At 52.1% G+C, this 21,017-nt stretch carries 21 protein-coding genes and 1 pseudogene; 20 read left to right on the forward strand and 2 right to left on the reverse strand.

Annotation, left to right across the window (positions count from 1 at the left end):
• Window positions 1–10: 10 nt before the first annotated feature.
• The 4 genes and pseudogenes from FDY98_RS15460 to FDY98_RS15470 all read left to right on the forward strand — a co-directional run.
• A complete protein-coding gene (locus FDY98_RS15460; RefSeq protein WP_196518049.1) occupies window positions 11–895 on the forward strand; it encodes a hypothetical protein in 885 nt (294 codons plus the stop codon).
• Window positions 856–1,068: a hypothetical protein gene (locus FDY98_RS26275; protein ID WP_196518050.1), complete on the forward strand. Its 213-nt coding sequence runs from the start codon at window positions 856–858 to the stop codon at window positions 1,066–1,068. Before FDY98_RS15460 ends, FDY98_RS26275 begins: the two co-directional genes overlap by 40 nt.
• 279 nt (window positions 1,069–1,347) lie before the next feature.
• Window positions 1,348–2,805 (forward strand): benzaldehyde dehydrogenase, encoded by a 1,458-nt coding sequence (locus FDY98_RS15465; RefSeq protein WP_022521191.1) that lies wholly within the window; start codon window positions 1,348–1,350, stop codon window positions 2,803–2,805.
• Window positions 2,806–2,903: 98 nt separating this feature from the next.
• Window positions 2,904–3,709 (forward strand): annotated as a pseudogene (locus FDY98_RS15470) (transposase); the annotation flags it as partial.
• Between the two features lie 163 nt (window positions 3,710–3,872).
• Here the strand turns inward: FDY98_RS15470 and FDY98_RS15475 are convergent.
• Window positions 3,873–4,226, reverse strand: coding sequence for an IS110 family transposase (locus FDY98_RS15475; RefSeq protein WP_022521188.1), 354 nt, complete (start codon window positions 4,224–4,226; stop codon window positions 3,873–3,875).
• Between the two features lie 507 nt (window positions 4,227–4,733).
• Between FDY98_RS15475 and FDY98_RS15480 the strand changes: the two genes are divergently transcribed.
• The 8 genes from FDY98_RS15480 (at window position 4,734) to FDY98_RS15515 (ending at window position 13,114) form a co-directional block, all read left to right on the forward strand.
• The gene (locus FDY98_RS15480; RefSeq protein WP_022521187.1) at window positions 4,734–5,585 is read left to right on the forward strand and encodes a fumarylacetoacetate hydrolase family protein; all 852 of its coding nucleotides are present in this window, start codon (window positions 4,734–4,736) and stop codon (window positions 5,583–5,585) included.
• A 7-nt stretch (window positions 5,586–5,592) separates the two neighbouring features.
• On the forward strand, window positions 5,593–6,423 hold the full coding sequence (locus FDY98_RS15485; RefSeq protein ID WP_022521186.1) for an IclR family transcriptional regulator: 831 nt from the start codon (window positions 5,593–5,595) through the stop codon (window positions 6,421–6,423).
• 232 nt (window positions 6,424–6,655) lie between these two features.
• Window positions 6,656–8,347 carry a bifunctional 3-(3-hydroxy-phenyl)propionate/3-hydroxycinnamic acid hydroxylase gene (locus tag FDY98_RS15490; RefSeq protein WP_230804236.1) on the forward strand — a complete coding sequence of 564 codons (1,692 nt, stop codon included), beginning with the start codon at window positions 6,656–6,658 and terminating at the stop codon, window positions 8,345–8,347.
• A gap of 115 nt (window positions 8,348–8,462) precedes the next feature.
• Window positions 8,463–9,449, forward strand: coding sequence for a TRAP transporter substrate-binding protein (locus tag FDY98_RS15495; RefSeq protein ID WP_022521183.1), 987 nt, complete (start codon window positions 8,463–8,465; stop codon window positions 9,447–9,449).
• Window positions 9,450–9,506: 57 nt separating this feature from the next.
• Window positions 9,507–10,022, forward strand: a complete 516-nt coding sequence (locus tag FDY98_RS15500) for a TRAP transporter small permease (RefSeq protein ID WP_022521182.1) — start codon at window positions 9,507–9,509, stop codon at window positions 10,020–10,022.
• Window positions 10,019–11,299, forward strand: a complete 1,281-nt coding sequence (locus tag FDY98_RS15505) for a TRAP transporter large permease (protein ID WP_022521181.1) — start codon at window positions 10,019–10,021, stop codon at window positions 11,297–11,299. The genes FDY98_RS15500 and FDY98_RS15505 overlap by 4 nt, the downstream gene beginning before the upstream one ends.
• Before the next feature lie 119 nt (window positions 11,300–11,418).
• Window positions 11,419–12,345, forward strand: coding sequence for a VOC family protein (locus tag FDY98_RS15510; protein WP_022521180.1), 927 nt, complete (start codon window positions 11,419–11,421; stop codon window positions 12,343–12,345).
• Between the two features lie 217 nt (window positions 12,346–12,562).
• Window positions 12,563–13,114: an aldehyde dehydrogenase family protein gene (locus tag FDY98_RS15515; protein ID WP_196518051.1), complete on the forward strand. Its 552-nt coding sequence runs from the start codon at window positions 12,563–12,565 to the stop codon at window positions 13,112–13,114.
• Between the two features lie 83 nt (window positions 13,115–13,197).
• On the opposite strand, the gene FDY98_RS15520 is transcribed toward FDY98_RS15515, so the two are convergent.
• Entirely contained in the window at window positions 13,198–13,875 is a 678-nt protein-coding gene (locus FDY98_RS15520) for an IclR family transcriptional regulator domain-containing protein (protein ID WP_196518052.1), read from the reverse strand.
• A gap of 441 nt (window positions 13,876–14,316) precedes the next feature.
• On the opposite strand from FDY98_RS15520, the gene FDY98_RS15525 reads away from it, so the two are divergent.
• From FDY98_RS15525 to FDY98_RS15555, 8 genes are all read left to right on the forward strand, one after another.
• Complete coding sequence (locus FDY98_RS15525; protein ID WP_022521176.1) at window positions 14,317–15,336, forward strand: cupin domain-containing protein; 1,020 nt, start codon at window positions 14,317–14,319, stop codon at window positions 15,334–15,336.
• A 30-nt stretch (window positions 15,337–15,366) separates the two neighbouring features.
• Window positions 15,367–16,113, forward strand: a complete 747-nt coding sequence (locus FDY98_RS15530) for a fumarylacetoacetate hydrolase family protein (protein WP_196518054.1) — start codon at window positions 15,367–15,369, stop codon at window positions 16,111–16,113.
• Entirely contained in the window at window positions 16,073–16,207 is a 135-nt protein-coding gene (locus FDY98_RS29625) for a fumarylacetoacetate hydrolase family protein (protein ID WP_442907964.1), read from the forward strand. The genes FDY98_RS15530 and FDY98_RS29625 overlap by 41 nt, the downstream gene beginning before the upstream one ends.
• Window positions 16,208–16,220: 13 nt before the next feature.
• Window positions 16,221–17,396, forward strand: a complete 1,176-nt coding sequence (locus tag FDY98_RS15535) for a 3-hydroxybenzoate 6-monooxygenase (RefSeq protein WP_022521174.1) — start codon at window positions 16,221–16,223, stop codon at window positions 17,394–17,396.
• 170 nt (window positions 17,397–17,566) lie between these two features.
• Window positions 17,567–18,568 carry a TRAP transporter substrate-binding protein gene (locus FDY98_RS15540; RefSeq protein ID WP_022521173.1) on the forward strand — a complete coding sequence of 334 codons (1,002 nt, stop codon included), beginning with the start codon at window positions 17,567–17,569 and terminating at the stop codon, window positions 18,566–18,568.
• 48 nt (window positions 18,569–18,616) lie between these two features.
• Window positions 18,617–19,135, forward strand: coding sequence for a TRAP transporter small permease (locus FDY98_RS15545; protein WP_022521172.1), 519 nt, complete (start codon window positions 18,617–18,619; stop codon window positions 19,133–19,135).
• Between the two features lie 4 nt (window positions 19,136–19,139).
• Window positions 19,140–20,399 carry a TRAP transporter large permease gene (locus FDY98_RS15550; RefSeq protein ID WP_022521171.1) on the forward strand — a complete coding sequence of 420 codons (1,260 nt, stop codon included), beginning with the start codon at window positions 19,140–19,142 and terminating at the stop codon, window positions 20,397–20,399.
• Window positions 20,400–20,538: 139 nt separating this feature from the next.
• A complete protein-coding gene (locus FDY98_RS15555; protein ID WP_035538076.1) occupies window positions 20,539–21,012 on the forward strand; it encodes a MarR family winged helix-turn-helix transcriptional regulator in 474 nt (157 codons plus the stop codon).
• Window positions 21,013–21,017 lie beyond the last annotated feature (5 nt).

Raw genomic sequence — 21,017 nt, forward strand, 5'->3', positions numbered from 1 at the left:
GTGTAAAGCTATGAATAAGCCAAAAAAATGGATCGCAGATAAGATCGAGAGCCTCGATCCCTATAAAGATTACATCGAAATATGGAGACTTTCAAGCAGTTATCGCTTGAATGACTTCATGCAAAATTTTATTTATGCATTGACCTTCCCCAACTTTATCGTAACGGACTGGGGGTCAAAAGCTGTCTGGCGTGAAGATGGAGGGAAAGTACTTCACCAATCCACCTCGCGGGTTGAGCAGACGGGCAGTGCCAATGCTCTTTGGTGGTTCTATGGCCCTAACGATGAGAGAACTCTCAAATCTATTGAGAGTATAAATAAGCTTCATGTTTATTGGGCCAAAAAGTACCCTGGCGCATTCTCCTATAATGAAGATTACATCTATACGTTGGCGTTTTCTGCAACCACAATGCATCGCCTAAAACTGAAGATGGGGGCCCCTGGTATATCTGAAAAAGAGAAAATAGCGGCTCACCTTTTTTGGCGTGACATGTCTAAACTTTTTTATGCAGAAAACGGTCAACCCATCACAGGCTATCCAAATAGTTTTGAAGAGCTAGTAGAGTTCTGTGAGCAGTATGAAAACACTCCTAGGCCGACACCCGAGCGAGCCAACTTGGTAGCTAATGCTATCTATGAGCAGTTTGTTTTCAGGTTTTTTCCACCCCCGCTTCACTGGTTTGGCCATCAGCTAATTAGGGCCATGTCGCTACCCACTACGCTAAAAACGCTCGGTATCGACCACCCGACCCAATGGCTGCGGAGATTCTCCCGAAGCTTATGGGCTATATTTTCTGGCAGATGGAAGAAAACGCTGACGACCCAACCGAAAGCTATATCGAAGAAAGATTGCGGATGTCAAGCGAAGAGAAAAAAAGTATTCGGAGCGAGATAAAGGATCTGGATGGACGCTTTCCTGAACACTTTGCTCAACAATATAAGGACGACCCCAAATTTATTGGCTGTCCATACCATGCAGCCCTGGAGGCAGCAGCTTCTAGTAAAAAAAGTAACAGTGAAGATAATTTTGTTGACGAATTAGAGAAGAAGGCAGGGGCTTTAGACTAGGAGACTTCGGGGGCAATGAAGCATAAGTAGAACTTAGAATAAGATATTGTTGCTGACTTGCCCCTTATCCCAGTAAAACAATGATTTTTTGCGGCAGCCACAAACACGTAGTACAGAAACACGTAGTACAGAAACACCAAATAATATTTCGTCTACCTTTCTCCTCAATTGGCCTACTTCCTAGAACAGTTATATTTCCACATCAGCATATCAGTTGTTTCCGAATTAAAGCCATCTCAGTTAGTCATTACACTCGCAAATACAATAAGGAATATTTACATGAATGAGACTTCACCCATCTGGGAAGACAAAATTTACCTGGGACAGTGGCAAACTGCTGAAGGGCCTCAGGCTGCCGTAATTGGACCCGCCACCGGCGAAGTCCTCGCTAAAGTTCAGACGGCTACTCCCGTAGACGTAGGTCGCGCTGCACTTATCGCTAACTCAGCTCAGCAACATTGGGCCACGTTACCTTTCGATCAAAAAGCAGAGATCCTACGCCGGGCCGCCGCCCTGCTCAAAGAGCGGGCCGAAGAAATCAATCGCTGGAATATTCGTGAGTGCGGCTCTACAGCAGCCAAGGCTGAATGGGAACTGCAGGTTACCTATGAACAGGCCCAGATGGCCGCAGCACTCCCCATGCAACCCAACGGACAGATCTTCCCTTCTAGCATGCCAGGTCGTCGCAATTACTGGAAGCGGGTACCCATTGGCACAGTGGGGGTTATAGCTCCTTGGAACTTCCCCATCCTCTTAGCCATGCGCTCGGTCTTTCCTGCCTTAGCCATGGGCAACTGTGTGATCCTGAAGCCAGCCCCAATGAGCGCTATCTGTGGAGGTGCTTTGATGGCCGAGGTTCTAGAAGCAGCTGGCTTGCCGGAGGGCGTGTTCCACGTACTACCAGGTGGGCCCGAGGTGGGTGAGGCGTTGGTTCAACACTCGGATGTCGGCATGATCTCCTTTACGGGCTCTACCGCCGTTGGCGAGAAAATCGGCGAGACGTGTGGGCGCATGCTCAAGAAATGCGCCCTTGAGCTTGGCGGTAACAACGCGATGGTGATTTTGGACGATGCTGATTTAGATGCCGCTGCCTCTTCCGCAGCCTGGGGGGCTTTTCTCCACCAGGGTCAAATCTGCATGCAGGCAGGACGGCACTTAGTGCACCGTTCAGTGGCGGACAAGTACATGAACAAACTCGCCGAGCGGGCCACGCGCTTAGTCACGGGTGATCCTTGGAAACAGCAGGTACACCTCGGCCCGTTGATCAACGAGACCCAAGCGCGCCGCGTTGAAGAGATCGTGAACCGCTCTGTGGCCATGGGTGCTAACGTTGTCGCTGGCGGTAAACGCGATGGCAACTTCTTTGAAGCCACGGTTCTTAGCGGCGTGACGCCAGAAATGCCTGCCTTTGGCGAGGAGATTTTCGGTCCAGTGGCGCCGATAACACTCTTCGATAGTGACGAAGAAGCCATCGCCCTGGTCAACGCCTCGCCCTACGGACTCGCCGCTGCCATTCATTCTGCCTCCACGGAACGTGCCCAACGCTTCGCCGAGCGCATCCGCGTGGGGATGGTGCATATCAACGATCAGACTGTGAATAACGAATTCCAGGTACCCTTCGGTGGCATGGGCCGCTCAGGTACCAGCGGTCGCTTCGGTGGCCCCGCAAACCTGGATGAGTTCACCACCACCCAGTGGGTCAGTGTTATGGAACAAGGTATCCAGTATCCCTTCTAGCGCTCAATGAATTAAGCATTTGCTATTGATACGACGTCACCCCTTGATTGAGTAGCGCTACACTTTAGAGTCCGATCCTATGGGTAAGGAGATGGGACATGAAGAAGCGTTTCAGCGAAGAACAGATCATTGGTTTCCTGGGCGAAGCAGAAGCGGGACTGCCCATTAAGGAGCTATGCCGTCGGCACGGTTTCTCAGAAGCCAGTTACTATCTATGGCGCAGCAAGTTTGGTGGTATGAGCGTACCCGATGCCAAGCGACTCAAAGAACTCGAAGCCGAAAATGGACGATTGAAAAAACTGCTCGCGGAGTCGCTACTGGAGATGGAGGTCACTCGCGAGGCGCTGAGAAAAAAGTGGTGAGTGTACCTGCACGCCGAGATGTGGTGCGCTTTATGGTGTCACGTGGCCTCAGTGAGCGCCGAGCGCTCCGTGTCATCCGTATGAGTGCCAGTGCATTGCGCTATCAATCGGCTCCTGACCGTAATGAAGCATTGCGTGAACGCATTGTTGCCTTGGCCCATCGGCATCGTCGCTATGGCGCTGGCATGATCTATCTGAAGCTGCGTCAAGCCGGTGAACAGGTCAATCATAAGCGAGTCGAGCGTCTCTACGCAGCTGCTCGGTTGCAGGTAAAACGCCGCAAGCGCAAGAAGGTTCCCACGTCTGAGCGGATGCCCCTTGGCCGCCCTGGGGCCGCCAATCAAGTCTGGTCAATGGATTTTGTGTTTTACCGGACGGCATACGGGCGCGTGATCAAGAACCTCACCGTCGTCGACGACGGTACCCATGAAGCCGTGGCAATCGTGCCTGAGCGTCCCATTGGCGGACTTTTTTTAACACGTATTCCTGATCATCTGGCTTTACAACGTGGTCTACCTAGCGCCATTCGGACAGATAACGGACTACCTAAGGAACCCGCTCAATATGCACACAAAATCTCACTTCGTGCTCAACATGGGAACACTTGCTCACTACTCAGGCTCATGCGTCGCAACCATATCTAAAGGGTGCTCACCATTTCATTCACTAACGGATCGTAAAATGGTTGCATCATGCCCTGCTGCATCAAGTACATGATAACCCGCGCGTCTTTTTTGTCGTTTTATCCCAGCTTTTAAACAACATTTCACGCGCTCTGGCGCAGGCTAAAGACGACACCATATGGCACAAGGCCCCTTGAGACCTTAAACAATAGGCAATATTACGATGAAAGTCAGCCGTTGGCTCAAAGGCCACCAAAATATCTTCAGCAGATGCTTCTGCTGCATTAATGAGGTTCTGATAACCCATTAACGTGTTAGGAAACTTAAACGTTTTGGTACGACCTGACGGCCATAAAATGACCGCATCATGGGACGTTTTAGCAATGTCGATGGCGATCATCACCTTCACAGAGCTATTCTTTACGTTGTCAGCCATGTGTACATCTCCTAAATCCACTGATTGGCATCAAAGATTTTGGTACAGATGGCTGGCTCCAACCTGCTTATTCAGCAAGTACTACGGGCCAGAACATATCAGCGGTAAGTTATCGGCATGGGCGGAAGGTCGAGGTATTCAGCTCATGTTTATCCAGACAGGAAAGCCCCAGCAGAATGCTTATATAGAACGCTAAAATCGAACGGTCGCTATGACGGGTTAGCCCAATACTCTCTTTCAAAAAAAATTGACCTTGCCCTGAGCAAATTCACCAATAGACATTGGTCGTAGCCATAAGCGCTAATTATGGTGCTTAACACAAAAAAAAATCCATTCCTCAACGATATACGATTACAAAGCAATGTGTGTATAAAATCCTACATTGCGGGATATATTGAAATTACTCTATTGTGGCACTAGAATCATTTCAATAGAGTAAATAACATTAGTCGCTATCGTCGCTTGCTCACCTCTTCCGCCTCGCTAGCCCGAGAGAAAGGTTAAAATATGAAACTTGTTACATTCCGTTATCAGAACACCATCAGCATCGGTTTAGTGGATGGCGGCCGGGTCCTCGATCTCGCTCCCCTTGCCGATCGTCTAGGTGGTTCACTCAAGGAAATGATACGTAAAGGTGTTCTTTCCGACTTGGTGGGATTTGATACCTCAAGCTTAAATTCATTAAGCCTAGACGAAATTGAGTTTCTGCCGGTCATTCCGGATGCTGGCAAGATCCTCTGTGTGGGCATCAACTATACGACGCATGTGAAAGAGACGGGGCGTGATATGCCGATGCACCCGATGATATTCACCCGCTTCGCTGACTCCCAGGCGGGTCATCTAACGCCGATCATTCGGCCGTTTGTCTCGCACAAGCTGGATTTCGAGGGGGAACTGGCTGTGGTGATCGGCAAGACCGCGCGCCACGTCAAGGCTGAGAATGCCCTTGAATACGTTGCTGGCTACTCTTGCTATAACGATGGCAGCGTACGCGATTACCAAAAGCACACTATCCAGTTTATCCCCGGCAAGAACTTCCCTAACACGGGGGGATTTGGCCCATGGCTTGTGACTAGCGATGAGATTCCCGACCCGCAGGCGCTACACCTGACCACCCGCCTGAATGGCGACGTCATGCAGGACACCGATACCAGCGATATGATCTTTGGTGTGGCGGAACTGATTGAATACTGCAGTACATTTACCGAGCTGGCTCCGGGCGACGTTATTGTCTCCGGCACCACTGGCGGCGTGGGCGCCTTCCGCGAACCCCCGGTTTGGATGAAACCAGGTGATAGCATCGAAATTGCTATCTCGGGCATCGGTACCCTGCGCAACACTATCGCAGACGAGGCGTAATCAAGTTATGAGTCAACAGCATCCCGTGGCCCTTGATCGGCATATTGAGGAGCAGGCTTCCCGAGCAGGCAGAAGCAGCAAGAGCAATAGCAGTCTGGAAAGAATGCTGGTGATTCTGGATCTGTTCTCGGAAGAGGTACCGATCTGGTCGGTAGAGGCAATGTGCGATGCGCTGGGCTATACGCGTTCGACTGCTTATCGCTATACCAAGGAGCTGGCCGAAGCGGGGTTGCTGTTTCAGGTTGAGCCCCGGCGCTACGGCCTAGGCTCAAGAATCATCCAGTGGGATAGACAGCTGCGACTGACTGATCCCTTGGTAAAGGCGACGCGAGAGATCGAGCCTGAACTCGATGTCTTCGACGGTGAGCAGATCTGGATCGTATGTCGGCTATTCAATGATCAAGTGATTTGCGTCCACAGCCATGGTCACCTGAAAGAGCCTGTTAGCTATGCACGGGGTACGCCACGCCCGCTGTTCATGGGGGCGACATCGAAAATCATATTGGCCTACCTGCCTGCTCGCCAGCATATGCGGCTTTTCTTAGAGCATCAGCATGAGGTAGTGAAAGGAAGCTTGGGCTCGTCGTGGGAGGAGTTTAAGGACGTCCTCCAGACGATCCGGCGGCAGGGCTACAGCGAATCTCACGGTGAGGTGGATCCAAACCTCTTCGGGCTTGCCGCTCCCATCTTTGATGGTAACGGCAAGGTCATCGCCAGTCTAAGCTGCGTAAGACCACAAACGGCCTACCGTGAAGACCAAGCGGAGGAGCAGCGCCAGATAGTGATGGCCCTTGCGAATCGCCTAACCGAGAAGTTAACGCAGTTGATTAATTCGTAAGTTACAGATGATGTCTTGAGAAGATGCATCGAGGGCATGTAGCAAGGATATATAGCAAGAACAGTAGCAATAAGAGTGACGACTGAATCTATGCGCCAGAGTATCAGAATGACCGGAGGTAGGTCTTCCTGCACAAATAACACCCCGTTTCCTTCTTAACGCGATTTTTGTCGTCTGCCCTGGGCAGAGGGGAAGGATGCGTCTTAATGACGGTGTCGTAAGGACAACAGTAATGAAACAACAACCTGACAATACCAGTACCGCCGCTTTTTCACTAGCCGACCGCTTCTCTGTCATTATTGTCGGAGGTGGCCCCAGCGGGTTGACCCTGGCCAATCTGCTGGGAACCTATGGGGTTCGCACCCTGGTGCTTGAACGCAATCTCTCGACGGTGACCGAGCCGAGGGCGGTATCCATCGATGACGAGTCTATGCGAACCATGCAGGCCATTGGGCTTGAGGAGAGAGTACTTGCATGCTGCGCTCAGGACTATGGCTCGGTCTATCTGGACCTCAAGCGCGTGCCCTTCGCCAACATTGAACCGAGAGGGCGTGAGTATGGCTATGCGCGGCGTAATGCTTTTCACCAGCCAGAGTTGGAGGCAATCCTGTGTAACGGGCTCAAGCGCTTTGCCCATGTTGAGGCGCGCTTCGGCCATCGTGTTGTCGACTTTGTACAGGACGTCGATTGTGTGCGTTTAAGGGTCGAGACTGATGAGGGGCACTACGAGGTTGTTGCCGAATACATGGCGGCAGCCGATGGTGGACGCAGCTTTGTGCGCAGCGAATTGAATATCAAACTGAAAGGTCTTACCTACGAGCAGAAGTGGTTGATCATCGACCTCAAAGGGACGCAGGACAATTTCCGCCAGACTCGCGTCTACTGTGATCCAGCGCGTCCCTGCATCAACCTGCCTGGTCCCGGTGGCAGCCGCCGTTTCGAATTTATGCTGCTGCCCGACGAAGATGAACAAAAAGCAGTAGAAGAAGGGTACGTTCGCCAGCTGATGGCTGAGCATGGCCCGGATCGCGACGCAGAGATCGTCCGCAAACAGGTATATGCCTTTCATGCCCGCGAAGCTGAGAGCTGGCGTCAGCAGCGCATCTTCCTGCTCGGTGACGCTGCCCACTTAACCCCTCCATTCGCTGGTCAGGGCATGAACAGCGGCCTGCGCGACTCGGTGAACCTAGCCTGGAAGCTAGCTTGGGTGCTCAAGCGCAAGTTGCCTGAAACGCTGCTAGAAAGTTACGAAGAAGAGCGCAAACCGCACGCCTGGCAACTGATTGAAATGGCCGCCATGCTCGGCAAGTTCATGATGCCAAAGAGCCGTATACACGCAACATTGTTGCAGACTGGCCTGCGCTGGCTGAGCGTCTACCGCCCTGCTCGTGACTACGTTACCCAGATGCGTTACAAGCCGACGCCGCGTTTCGTCAGCGGTTTCTTCATCAGCGACGCTGCCTCTGCCCGCAAGACACGCACAGGACGATTGATTGCCCAGCCGATGCTTGAGAATCCCAATAGCGAGATGGCGCTGTTGGATCGCTACATCGACGGCCACTTCGCACTTATCACTTACCACCCTGATGCGAAGAGGGCGTTCGACGCTATCCAGCCTTGGCTCGAGTACCTACCGGATGATCTAAAGAAAGTGTGCGTTACTCCGCGCAACTACAACCCTGTTCCCGTCGAGGGTATAGAGGTATTGCGAGATGCTCACAGCCAAGCCAACGACTGGATATTCAGGGCGCATGGTGGCGAGCACGTCTTTTATCTGGTAAGGCCGGATCGCTACACCATGGCGGTTCTTAACAAGAACAATTTGCCCACGGATGCCATTCACCTGGGTGAGATGCTGCGCCCTCCCGAGTTCAGCGCTTTAGGTAATTCTCATCAGCCTTTGAGTACCGCCGCTACCCTGTAAAACCCAGCAACACCTACATTTTCCCGTCGATAGCAGGATGAGTACCCACGGTTAAGGGTAATCGTCTGGAAGGTGGATTCTTGAAGATAACTACTACAACAATACGGAGTACGACATGAAATTATCGAGCTTCAATCCCCTGTTAGTTGGCCTTGCCTGCGCTGCTGGCAGCCTTATGGTGTCCGCCACTGCGCAGGCCGAGACGCTTCGGCTCAGCACACCAGTACCGCCCAGTCATATCTTCAGCAAGGTCTCTGAACGCCTCGCGGGAAATCTCGGTGAACGCTCCGACGGGCGTTACGCTATAGAGGTATCCCCCTATGGCAGGCTGGGTAACGATAACGAGCTGATCCAGCTCCTCCAGCATGGCGCGGTGCAGTTCGGCGTGGTTCCCGCCGCATCGCTCTCCAGCCGCGAGTCCTCCTTTAATGGCTGGTTTCTACCTGGCGAATTCGAGAACTACGACGAGGCCGGAGCGGCAACACAGTTGCCAGCTGCCCTTAGTATGCTCGAAAAGCTGGAGCCCCAGGGCATGATCGGTCTCGGTTACATCATCGCCGGGATGCGGCACGTGCTGTCGACCGATTCGGTCGAGTCCATAGATGACTTAACCAATCAGAAGATCCGTGTCTTCCCCAATCCTGTCTTCAATGACTGGTGGCTGGCCAACGGAGCGGCGCCCACCGCGCTACCGACCTCCGAAGTCGCACCGGCACTGACCACCAATCTGTTGAATGCCGTCGACGTTGACCTTGACTTCGTCACTGCCCTGAAACTTTACCAGCAGGCTCCACACTTGGCACTCACCAACCATATGGCCTTCCCCGGCGTAGTGCTGGTCTCCAAAGCTTGGTGGGATAATCAGAGCGAAGCCGATCAGCAGATGATCCGCGAGGTCTTCCAAGAAGCCGAGCAGTGGGGCATTGAGGAGCAAGCACGTGTCGAGGAGGAAAATCTCGCCACGCTCAAGGACGCTGGCGTAGAAGTGGTCGAGATCAATACCGCTGGCTACGCAGAGACGGCTGCTGCAGTGCGTCAGACATATATCGATAGCGACCCGTTAATCGCCGAGTTCTATCACCAGGTCGTGACCAATCAATGAAGTGTGGATGCAGTAATGGCGTGGCCCAGGTCACGCCCATGCCGCATAGGGGGCATTATGCTTAACATATTGAAGTGGTGCGATAGCGCGCTGGCCCGACTGGAAACATGGGTGCTTATTATCCTGACGGGACTGCTGGCCGGACTGCTGGTCGCCCAAGTGGTGTTGCGTTATATATTCGGCACCCCACTTTTTTGGGCCGAGGAGGTGGCGTTGCAGATTCTAGTGGCCATCAGCTTCATTGGTGTCAGCCATCTACTTTATACCCGCTCGCTGGTGCGGATCGACATCATTCCCAGTCTTCTGCCCGAACGAGCGGCCCATTGCCTTGAGGTCTTTTTTTGCCTGCTCGGCCTATGTGTTTTGGCGATCTTCACCGCACTGACGTGGCAATGGATTGCCTCACCGCATACGCAAATCGAGTTGTCGCCAACGACGCAACTGCCGCGTTGGTACTACTTCAGCGTGATGCTCGTGGCGCTGATGGTCATGAGTTACCACCAGTTCGTCAGCCTTCTACTCTCCATCCATCGGCTGGTTAGCCACGAAGCCTCCGAGAGGGTGTGCACATGATCACCTTTTCCGTTTTCTTTATTACGCTGTTTCTCGGATTGCCTATTCTGCTGACGCTGATGCTGGGCACCCTGGTGTTCCTGCATCAAAGCGACCTGCTGTTGCTCTCCAGCAGCCTGCCCCTGCAGTTTTACGGTGCCCTAGAGAAGAATGGCCTGCTCGCCATTCCACTGTTTATGCTGGTGGGCGAGTTGATGAACCGAGGTGGGCTGACCGATCGCCTTGTCGAGCTGGCCAACCTGCTGCTTGGGCGCATGCGAGGCGGTCTAGCTTACGTCAACCTGCTGACTAACGCAGTGGCGGCCTCTATCCTGGGCTCTGCCATTGCCCAAATCGCGGTGATGAGTAAGGTCATGATCCCCGCCATGGAGAAGCAAGGTTATAAACGCGACTTCGCAGCGGCGGTGACCGTTTCTGGTGGTTTGTTGGGGCCGATCATTCCTCCCTCAATGATCATGATTATCTACGGCGTCATCGCGCTGCAGCCGATTTCCGCGCTGTTTTTGGCGGGGCTGCTACCCGGACTGCTGATCTTTCTGGGTTTTGTCGTCGTGGTGATGATGCTCGGCTTTATCCATGACTTCCCCAAGCTGGAGCGGACTGCACGGCGCAAGGTGAGCCTGATAGGGCTGCTTAAGCAACTTTCTCCGCTAATGATTCCGGTGTTTATCATTTTCGGCATCTCGGCAGGGGTGATGACACCCACTGAGGCGGGTGCCGTGGGCGCTCTGCTGGCACTAATCATCGGTAAGTGGATTTATCGCTCCATCCTTTGGAGCGACCTACCGGAAATATTCAAACAGGTCGCCCTTAACACCGCGTTGATCACAGGCCTTATTGCGGCGGCGACTATGTTCGGCTGGGCGCTCTCTTTTGTGGGCGTACCGGACCGCATCGTTGCGATGATTAATGCATGGACCCAATCGCCCTGGGTGTTCCTGCTGCTTATCAACCTGCTGGTCGTGGTACTAGGGATGTTCCTGGAGAGCATGAGCATTCTGATTGTGTTAGTGCCCATCGTCCTGCCAACCGTGCTGGCATTGGGCATTGATCCAATCCATTTCGGCGTGGTGATAAGTTTGGCGACTCTTATTGGCCTCGTGACACCACCGGTGGGGCCGGGCCTGTTTGTCGTTACCTCGACCACTCAAGTATCCATGTTCGGGCTGTTCAGAGCCATGATCCCATTTTTGATTGCCATGTTCGTGTGCATGGCAATCATCAACCTGGTGCCCGCCTTGTCGCTGTGGCTTCCGCAGCAATTAGGGCTTAGCTAATTAGCATAATGCACCAGACATGTCAGAGACGGCTTAACAATCAGCCATCTTGGTTAAACCAGAGCACCCTTGAATTAACAAGGCTACATTTCGGCAACTCACTAATCCTGGAGTAAATAATGAATAACAACCGACTGCTCATTGATACGAACCCTTCACAGCAAAAGCTGAGTGGGACGCGCGTCTCTCATATCGGTTTCCGTGTACCTGATATTGAGGCAACCACAGTTTTCTACCAGCGAGTATTAGGTATGGCAGTGCATGAAAATTCCTTGGAGGGCGTGGTACGTCTAGGCTGGGGAAGTGGGCACCACGTCATCGAACTAACATCGGGAAAGTACGCGCTAACCCACTTCGGATTTGAAACACAGGATAGCGAATCGATCAACGCACTGCAAAGCCGGCTAGAAGATGCCAATGTGGTCGTAAGGGCACTGGATGCTGCCTATATGGATGCAGCTGTTGGCGATCCGCAGGGCATTGAGTTTGAAGATCCCGACGGCAACCGAGTGCACTTTCATACGGCAATGGATCACCTAGGGGAACACCAAGCGGACATAGGGCGTCGGCCGATTCGCTTTCAACATACGACGGTTGGTAGTGACGACGTCAAACGGATGGTGGCGTTCTACGCCAATATTGTTGGTTTTTCTCTTTCCGACCAGCTTAGTAATGGCAATTTTGCGTGGCTGAGAAGTGATCGTGACCACCACACCTTAGCGGTTGTTGACATTGGAATGCGGGGTCAGTTGGACCATTACTCATTCGATCTCAGCGAGTGGGAGGATTTCAAGCAGTGGTGCGACCGACTAACCGATCTTAACGTAGAGGTTACCTGGGGGCCTGGCCGCCACGGTCCTGGCAACAACCTGTTCGTGTTCTTCGATGACCCAGCAGGAACTCATATCGAACTGTCGGCGGAAATGGAGAAATTCCACGACGATTTGGTGACGTATGTTCCTCGTCTTTGGGAGCCGACACCGCGCAGCGTCAACCTGTGGGGAGGCCAACTATCCAAATTCCGCAAAATGGCTAAAGAAGCGTGAAATGACATAAGGCCTTGTTCCATAGACCCTCTTCCATCTGTGGAAACAGATTGTCGGCGACCTCGGCTCCACGGGGTTGTCGACCCTTAGTCTAGATAGGCCAGTTTAGGTTTTTCAGTCATGAAGAAGGAGATCGTTTTACATGATTGTGCTGGAAAATCAAATTTTTCCGTATAGTAGATCGCCACTTAATACATCGTTCAGTGACGGAAAATACATGAAGAATCTCTCCGACCGGGCCGCCCGCTTAGTCACAGGTAACCCTTGGACACAACAGGTACACCTCGGCCCATTGATTGATGAGACACAAGCTAAGCACTTCGAGGAGAGCGTGAACCGCTCAGTAGCAATGGGTGCCAAGGTAGTCGCTGGCGGTAAACGCGATGGCAACTTCTTTGAAGCCACGGTTCTTAGCGGCTTGACGCCAGAAATGCCTGCCTTTGGCGAGGAGATTTTCGGCCCTGTAGCCCCCATTACACTTTTTGATACCGATGAGGATGTTATCGCATTAGTCAATGTTTCCTCCTATGGGCTAGCCGCCGCTATTCACTCCACATCTACAGAGCGAGCCCTGCGCATTGCTGATCGCATCAAAGTAGGCATGGTGCATATTAATGATCAGACGGTAAACAATGAGTTTCAGGTACCCTTCGGTGGCATGGGCCGCTCAGGTACCAGCGGTCGCTTCGGTGGCCCCGCAAACCTAGATGAGTTCACCACCACCCAATGGATCAGTGTGATGGAGCAAGGTATCCAGTATCCCTTCTAGCGCTCAATGAATTAAGCATTTGCGATTGACAAAAAGCCCTGTGCTGCGAAAGCAGGCACGGGGCAAAATAGATGGCGTCTTCATCACTTCTGCAATTGAGCCAAGTGCTGCATTTTACTGGTCATTTCTTGACCTGCTGCTGCTACAACGGGCATCAAAAAAGAGGTTACTTCCTCTGTTGCGACGGTTATCGGTAAGACGAGGCTAACACTTCCAAGAACTCGCTTGTCGTCATAAATAGGGGCTGAAATCCCAGAGGCACTTGTTCCAAGCTCACCTGCCGTGATAATAGCAGGCTGGCTTCTAAGCTCTCGAAGGCTTCGCTTGACCTCTGTCCAGTTGGCGCCAAGGCCAAACTGGTTGAATTTATCAGGAGCGTGGTTGAAGTAGGCTCTAGCTTGGCGTAAGGGTAAGTTGGCCAGAATCACTTTTGATGCAGCGCCTTGATATAAAGGTCGCGGCTGGCCACGCTCATAGCTAATCTCATGGTGCTGATAAGTCTCGAATTCCTCATGCACACACATTACTTGGCCGCGGAAGTAGCGGCAAAGGATGGCGATACTGGCAGAAGGTGCCGTGCTGAGCATTTCTCGCATAATACTTCTCGCCGCATGAATCATTGGATCGCCAATCCTTAGTTTACGGTCCAGCTCAATTATCGCCGGGCCAAGTACATACCTCCCTGTCGTATAGGCTGAAATATAACCGGCCGAGGCAAGCGTTCTAAAGTAACGGTAGGTCTGGCTGGCCGAAATCCCCAAGTGTACAGACGCCTCATCGACCGACCACTCCCTTTTTCTTCATCAGCGAACAGGGAAAGTAATCGCAGCAGCCGTTCCTGAGAATTCTCTTTCAAAGCCACCTCAACATTTCCCGTCTGTTAATAGCGCCCTTAAACCACTGCGCGCATCTTTTGCAAAGCTCACTAGGGGCTTACAGCAATAACTGACTGTCACACATGACCATCAGTTGCCTCAATACGCTGTGATTGCTTAAAAAAATTTTTGAGCGCCCAGCACCATAGCCTGTATCAAAGCCTCCAGAAGATAATACTTTTGTCGCAAATACATATTTTTGCCTTGACCCCAACCGCATAAAAAGCAAAATTATCACAATACGAAAAAAATTGTTTTATTTAAGGCAGAGACAATAATTGCTGATCCTTACAAACACGACATCAGTTGAATCTTAAGGAGGGGGCGATGACCGCCATAGCATTTAAAGAATTAATCTCCAAAGACAACATGGCACCACTCTGGGAAGTGCTGCGAGGTTTGACACCGCGTGAACCTAAACAAGTACTGGAGCCTGTTATCTGGCGTGATAAAACGATTCGCAAGAATATGGAGATGGCCTGTGAAGCCATTTCTGCTGAGGATGCCGAACGTCGCGTACTGGTGCTGGAAAACCCAAAGCTACGCGGTAAATCCTTGGTGACCACCTCGCTATACGCAGGCATTCAGATGATTTTGCCTGGCGAGGTAGCACCCAGTCATCGTCATACGGCTTCAGCATTGCGTCTGATTCTCAGTGGCGAAGGTGGCTTCACTAATGTGGACGGTGAAAAAGTAATGATGAGCCCTGGTGATTTCGTGATCACACCATCAGGGGTGTTCCATGACCATGGTGCCGAGGGAAGCGACTCGGTGATGTGGCTGGATGGCCTTGATGTACCTGTCGTGCAAATGCTTAACGCGGGCTTCTCTGCTGACGCCCCGCACAAACGCCAGGAAGTTCGTCGCCCGGCAGGCGATTCTGAAGCGCGTTTCGCATCCGGGTTAAGCCCAGTTGGGTATCAGTGCAATGGCACGACGAGCCCTTTGTTCCACTACCCCTATAAGCGCACCCGGGCAGCGTTAACCAAGCTCGCTGAGAGTGGTAATTGTGATCCTGCAGCTGGACTCAAGCTGACCTTTACCAATCCCACCAATGGTAAATCACCGATCCTTACCATGGGCGCTTATATACAACTTCTGCCACAAGGGTTTCAAGGTGTGGAGCATAGGGAAACAGATGGCGCGGTCTATTGCGTAGTGGAAGGTAGTGTCCGCGTTCAGGTCGAAGATCAGGAGTGGACGGCAAATCGGCACGATGTGTTTGTGGTTCCTGGCTGGGCCTGGCGTCGCTTCGAAGCCTCCGATGAATGTGTTTTGTTCAGTTTTTCCGATCGCCCTCTTCAGGAACATTTGGGCTTTTGGAAGGAAGAGAGAAAAAACGCGTAACCACTCCCTAATAAAAAGGATAAACATTGTATGAAAATCTGTTTGTTCAATAACCATCGCCTGGGTGTCGTAGAGGGTAACGAAGTATTGGACGTCTCAAGCGTCCTACCACTTATCGGTACCGCGGAATATCCCTACCCTCACGGAGATCAACTGATTGCTTGCCTACCAGAATTAATGCCTGCCATAGCTGATGCCCTACAATTCGCTCGGCGTTATCCTCTCAGTAAGGTGACATTGCGCCCTCCGGTTGCCAATCCAGGCAAGGTTATCGCGGCCCCTGTCAACTACCAAGCCCACCTAGATGAGGCAATTAAGGATACAGCTACCTTCTCCCGCGCACATGTGCGGAAGATACAGGAGACAGGACTGTTTCTTAAAGCTACCAGCTCAGTGGTCGGCTCCGATGATCCTGTATGCATCGGACTTCCGGATCGCCGAACTGACCATGAAATTGAATTGGTTGCCATCATTGGTAAGCGTGCCAAGAACGTTTTAGCCAAGGATGCGCTCTCCTACGTGGCCGGATACAGCATCGGCCTGGATATTACCATTCGTGGGCCAGAGGAGCGCAGCCTGCGTAAGTCTCTAGATTCCTACACAGTGCTGGGCCCCTGGCTGGTGACCGCCGATGAGATAGAAAACCCTCATGCATTAGCCATGACCCTTGATGTGAATGGTGAAGTGCGACAAAGCGCCAATACCAAAGATCTGATCATGGACGTAAGCCGAACTTATAGAGTTCGCCTCCAAATTCTACACCCTCGAGCCTGGTGATCTGTTGTATACCGGAACACCAGAGGGGGGGGGCCTATCCGGCCTGGTGACACCATTAATTGTGAGATTGAGCGTATTGGTAATATCAGTGTGAACGTGGAGGCATCATGAGCACTCAGCAGCCTATTCTTATTATCGGTGGCGGGATTGGTGGCCTTGCATCGGCACTGGCCTTGTCTCGCCTCGGCATCCCAACATTGGTTATTGAGCAGTCCGATGAGTTTCGTGAAGTGGGGGCTGGTATCCAAGTAGGACCGAATGGCTTCCGCGCCCTTGATCGCCTAGGGGTATTGGCGCAGGCACGTGAACTGGCGGTGTTGCCAGATGAGTTGATCATGATGGACAGCGTCAATGCCACGCCGGTCGTTGAGATCCCGGCGGGTGACTCATTCATCAAACGCTTTCAGTACCCCTATGCACTGATCCATCGTGCCGACTTGCACAACGTACTGCTCGACGCGTGTCGTGCATCGAGCAAGATAGCGTTTAGAACCTCTACTAGGGTCACCTCCTTTTCAGAGGCCGATGGCGAGATGAGTGTCACAACAGATCAGGGAGAGATAATCTCAGGAAGTGCTTTGATAGGGGCCGATGGCCTATGGTCTAAGGTTCGCGAGAGCATTATCGGCGATGGCGCTCCGAGGGTTTCCGGCCATATTGCCTATCGTGCGGTACTGCCTATCGAGGAAGTGCCAGAAGCCTATCGCCGTAATGCCATGATTCTGTGGGGCGGCCCCAAAAATCACCTCGTACAGTATCCGTTACGTGGAGGAAAGCTCTTCAACCTGGTTGCCGTGTTCCATAGCGACCGCTATGTGGAAGGCTGGAATACAGAGGGCGATCCTGAGGAGCTCAAGCGTCGTTTCGCTGGAACCTGCGATACGGTTCAAGAACTGTTAGCCAAGATTGATAGCTGGCGTATGTGGGTGCTGTGCGATAGAGAGCCTGTGAAAGAGTGGAGCCGTGGCCGTGCCACCCTGGTCGGAGACGCTGCTCACCCAATGTTGCAATACCTTGCCCAAGGCGCCTGCATGGCTATGGAGGATGCTGTTGTGCTAGCCGATGAGGTTGCCCACTGCAGTAACGATATTGCCAGTGCCTTTCAGGCGTACCAGCAGCGGCGCTACCTGCGCACCGGACGCTGTCAGATCATGGCCCGCGTTCACGGTGAGTTCTACCACGCGACGGGGGTTACGGCTGAACTGCGCAATGCCATGCTCGCTTCGCGGACGCCAGAGCAGTCTTATGAAGGACTGTCTTGGCTATATGACGAGGATATTTGACGCACCCCTAGATATAAGTAATTTCTAACAAAAAAGTAACCGCTGTTTACAACTCTTGCAAATTACCATGCCCATAAGATTTCAGAATTTCGCTTTTAACTTATGATTTTATAAGAGCACAACTAATTTGCAGTGAGTAAGAAAAAAACTCTAAAAACAAGGTGAATACAATGACAAACATGCTAAGCACTACAACTCGCTATCTTTGCGCAATTCCGTTAGGCCTAGCGTTAATTGCCAGCGCACAAGTCGAGGCCAAAGAGCTACGCCTGGGATTAATTACCCCACCTCAGCATATTTTGAATCAAACCGCCCAACGCCTAGCCGACACAGTGGCAGAGCGAAGTGATGGTGAGTTAACCATTACCATTTTCCCCTCCGGCCAGTTAGGTGATGAATCGGCCATGTTCACCCAAATGGAGACCGGACTGCTAGACATAGGGCTTATGACCGCTGCAGCTACCAGCCAGCGTGAACCAGCTTTCGTCGGTTGGTTCACTCCCTTCCTCTTTTCCAGCGTAGAGGAGGCGGCCAAGGCCACCGAGACAGACGCTGCTCAGCAGATGCTGGAGAACCTGGAGAGCAAAGGTCTGCACGCATTCGGCTATACCTTTGCGGGCATGCGCCATATTCTTATGCGCGAAAGCGCTGTTAACAGCGCTAAGGATGTTAGCGGCAAAAACATCCGCATTATTCCGTTCGCAGCGATGAATACCTGGTGGCGAGCCGTTGAGGCTCGGCCCACCCCTACAAGTTTACCGGATGTTTACCAAGGCCTCCAAAACGGTATGCTGGATGGTGTGGATATTGACCTCGATGCCTTAGTAGGTTCGGGCTTTTATGAAGTAGCGGAGCATCTAACACTGACTAGCCATATGGCGTTTCCTGAGGTAGCCATAATGGGCCAAGCATCCCGCGCTTCACTTAGCGATGCAGAACGCCAGCTAATTGATACCGCCATGGCTGAGGCACTTGCCTGGGGTACTGAGACGGAAATTGCAGCAGAAGCGAGCAACCGCACCTTGCTCGAAGACCGCATTAATGTGTATACGCTAGAAAGCGCTGAAGACACTTTCAGCACGGCGAACCAAGCGTTCGCTGAGCGCTTTGGCGATCATCCGCTTATCCAAGCATTCCAGCAACAGTCCACCGAACTCCTTAACGCTGAATAAAACGCGTCGGGGCGCTTCTGCGCCCCGAACCAAAGAGGCGTACCCAAGATGTATTTTCCCCAAGACACCTGGCTAACCAAGGCGAGCCGACAGCTAGCCAGGGCTGAACAGCTGCTCTGCAACGTACTGATAATAGCTTTTAGCGCGTTGCTTATTGCTAATGTTTTCGCACGATACGTACTCAACAGCCCACTTTTTTTTGCCAATGAGCTAGCCGTCTATATTCTGATTTGGATGGCGTTTCTCGCCATCTCTATCGCCATACATAACGACCAGCACGTACGTTTGACCATGCTGATTGCGATACTGCCTAAAGCGGCTCAGCGCGTTTGCTATTGGCTTACCGAGCTGATCTGCCTGGCGATAATGGTTACTGTCCTGTGGTACGCCATCGCTTGGCTGCGGTCACCTTCGATCCACTACGATATCGCTATTACGCTCGATTGGCCCAAGTGGCACTTCTATCTCATCGTGCCGCTTTTCTGCGTCACATCGATTTTTCACCTCATCGCTAGGCTTTTTGATCGCTCGCGAGCGGGTTTTGTCCTAGCCAACGACGAGGAATGACCCAATGACGCTTGCGGCTTTTATTGTGTTAATGCTGCTTGGAATGCCAATTGCCTTTGTCCTCCTGGCTTCAACACTTACCTTCGTGATCACTTCCGGCAACTACCGTCTATTTGAAAACCTACCCCAGGTTATTTTTGGCTCGCTAGAGGTATTTGATCTGCTGGCGATTCCCTTATTTATCCTGTTGGGCGAAATCATGAATGAGGGTGGTATTACACGTCGCATTATCACTGCCACACGTGCCTGGTTTGCGTGGATTCCTCACAGCATTGCCTATGTATCCCTCACCTCGAACTTGATGCTTGCCTCTATTATGGGTTCAGCGACGGCACAGATCGCTATTATGAGCCGAGTAATGACTCCCGAATTGGAGCGTGATGGTTACAACAAGGGGTTCGCCGCGGCGTTGACGGCAGGTGCTGGCCTGCTGGGGCCGATTATTCCACCGTCAATGGTGTTTATTATCTATGGTGTCATTGCTCAAGTGTCGATTGGTGCCATGTTCATGGGTGGTATTCTTCCTGGGCTACTGCTGTTTATACTGATCAGCGGCTTAATCGCGATCATGGCGCGTCGCGCGCGTAAGAAAGGAAGCGTTGATCAGGAACGCACACCTCTATGGCGTGCGACTCGTGGCGCACTGCTCACACTTAGCATTCCCATCGTCATTGTGGGCGGTATCGCATTTGGCATAGTGACGCCTACTGAATCCGCGGCGGCTGCGACGCTAATGGCGGTGGTGATAGGCGCCCTCTTCTTTCAAGAGCTTAAATGGGGGCAATTACCTGGCGTTTTGAGCCGAACAGCGCGCAATACCGCCATTGTGCTATTTCTGATTGTCGCTGCGAAAGCCTTTGGTTGGGTACTGGTGTACAACCAGATACCTCAACAGGTAGCCGGACTAATGCAAGGCACCACCGAAAGCCCGCTGGTATTTATGCTTCTGGTGTTTGTGATGCTGATGGTAGTAGGCATGGTGCTTGATGGGATCGCCGCGTTGATCATTCTAGTGCCAATTTTGCTCCCGGTGGCGCAGCAAAGTTATGGGATTGATCCTGTCCACTTTGGCATCGTCACCTGTATGACACTAAGCCTGGGACTGTTAACGCCCCCGGTGGGTGCAGGGCTCTATGTTGCCTCCGCTATCAGCAACGTTAGCTTGCCCCGCATTACGAAGTGGATCTTGCCTTTCATAATAGCGGCTTGCCTCGTCATTTTGGCGGTCATCTTTAATCCCTGGCTCGTTAACGTTTTCCGTTAACTCTAGCCGCTACCTCCGGCTTACTCTTTATCGATGTGGGGCACTGGCTAGTATCATGCTGGCCAGTGCTCCCATCCAGTGCCTATTACAGAAACTTCTGCTATGGTCACAGCGTATTTTATCCTTTATAAGACCCGACATGACCCGTTCACCCCTATCTGAAGCTTTTGAATTACCTGGCAATCTTTTAAGACGCTGCCACCAAATTAGCGTGGCTATTTTTCTGCGCAAGTGCGAGGCGTTCAACCTTACCCAACTGCAATATATAATCCTCTCTGCGCTTGAAGAGATGGGAGCCAGTGACCAAATCACCCTAGGTGGCTATACGGCGTTGGATCGCAATACCATCGCGGTCGTGGTTCGGAAATTAGAGGAGCGCGGTCTCATTACCCGGCACCGTAACCCTGAAGATCGTCGTTCGATGGTGGTGAAGCTCACCAAGGAAGGAGAGGCGTTACGAGAAGCCGTAGAGCCTGCTGTTGAAGAGGTTCAAAGTGATATCCTGGCGCCGCTTAACGCCGAGGAGCAACAGATGCTGCTTTCTCTACTGCAAAAGATCGCTAACGATAATAATCATTTAAGCCGTGTGCCCGTGCGCTTAAACGAAAGATAGCACTG

Source organism: Halomonas sp. PA16-9 (assembly GCF_009728585.1).
Lineage (GTDB): Bacteria > Pseudomonadota > Gammaproteobacteria > Pseudomonadales > Halomonadaceae > Vreelandella > Vreelandella titanicae.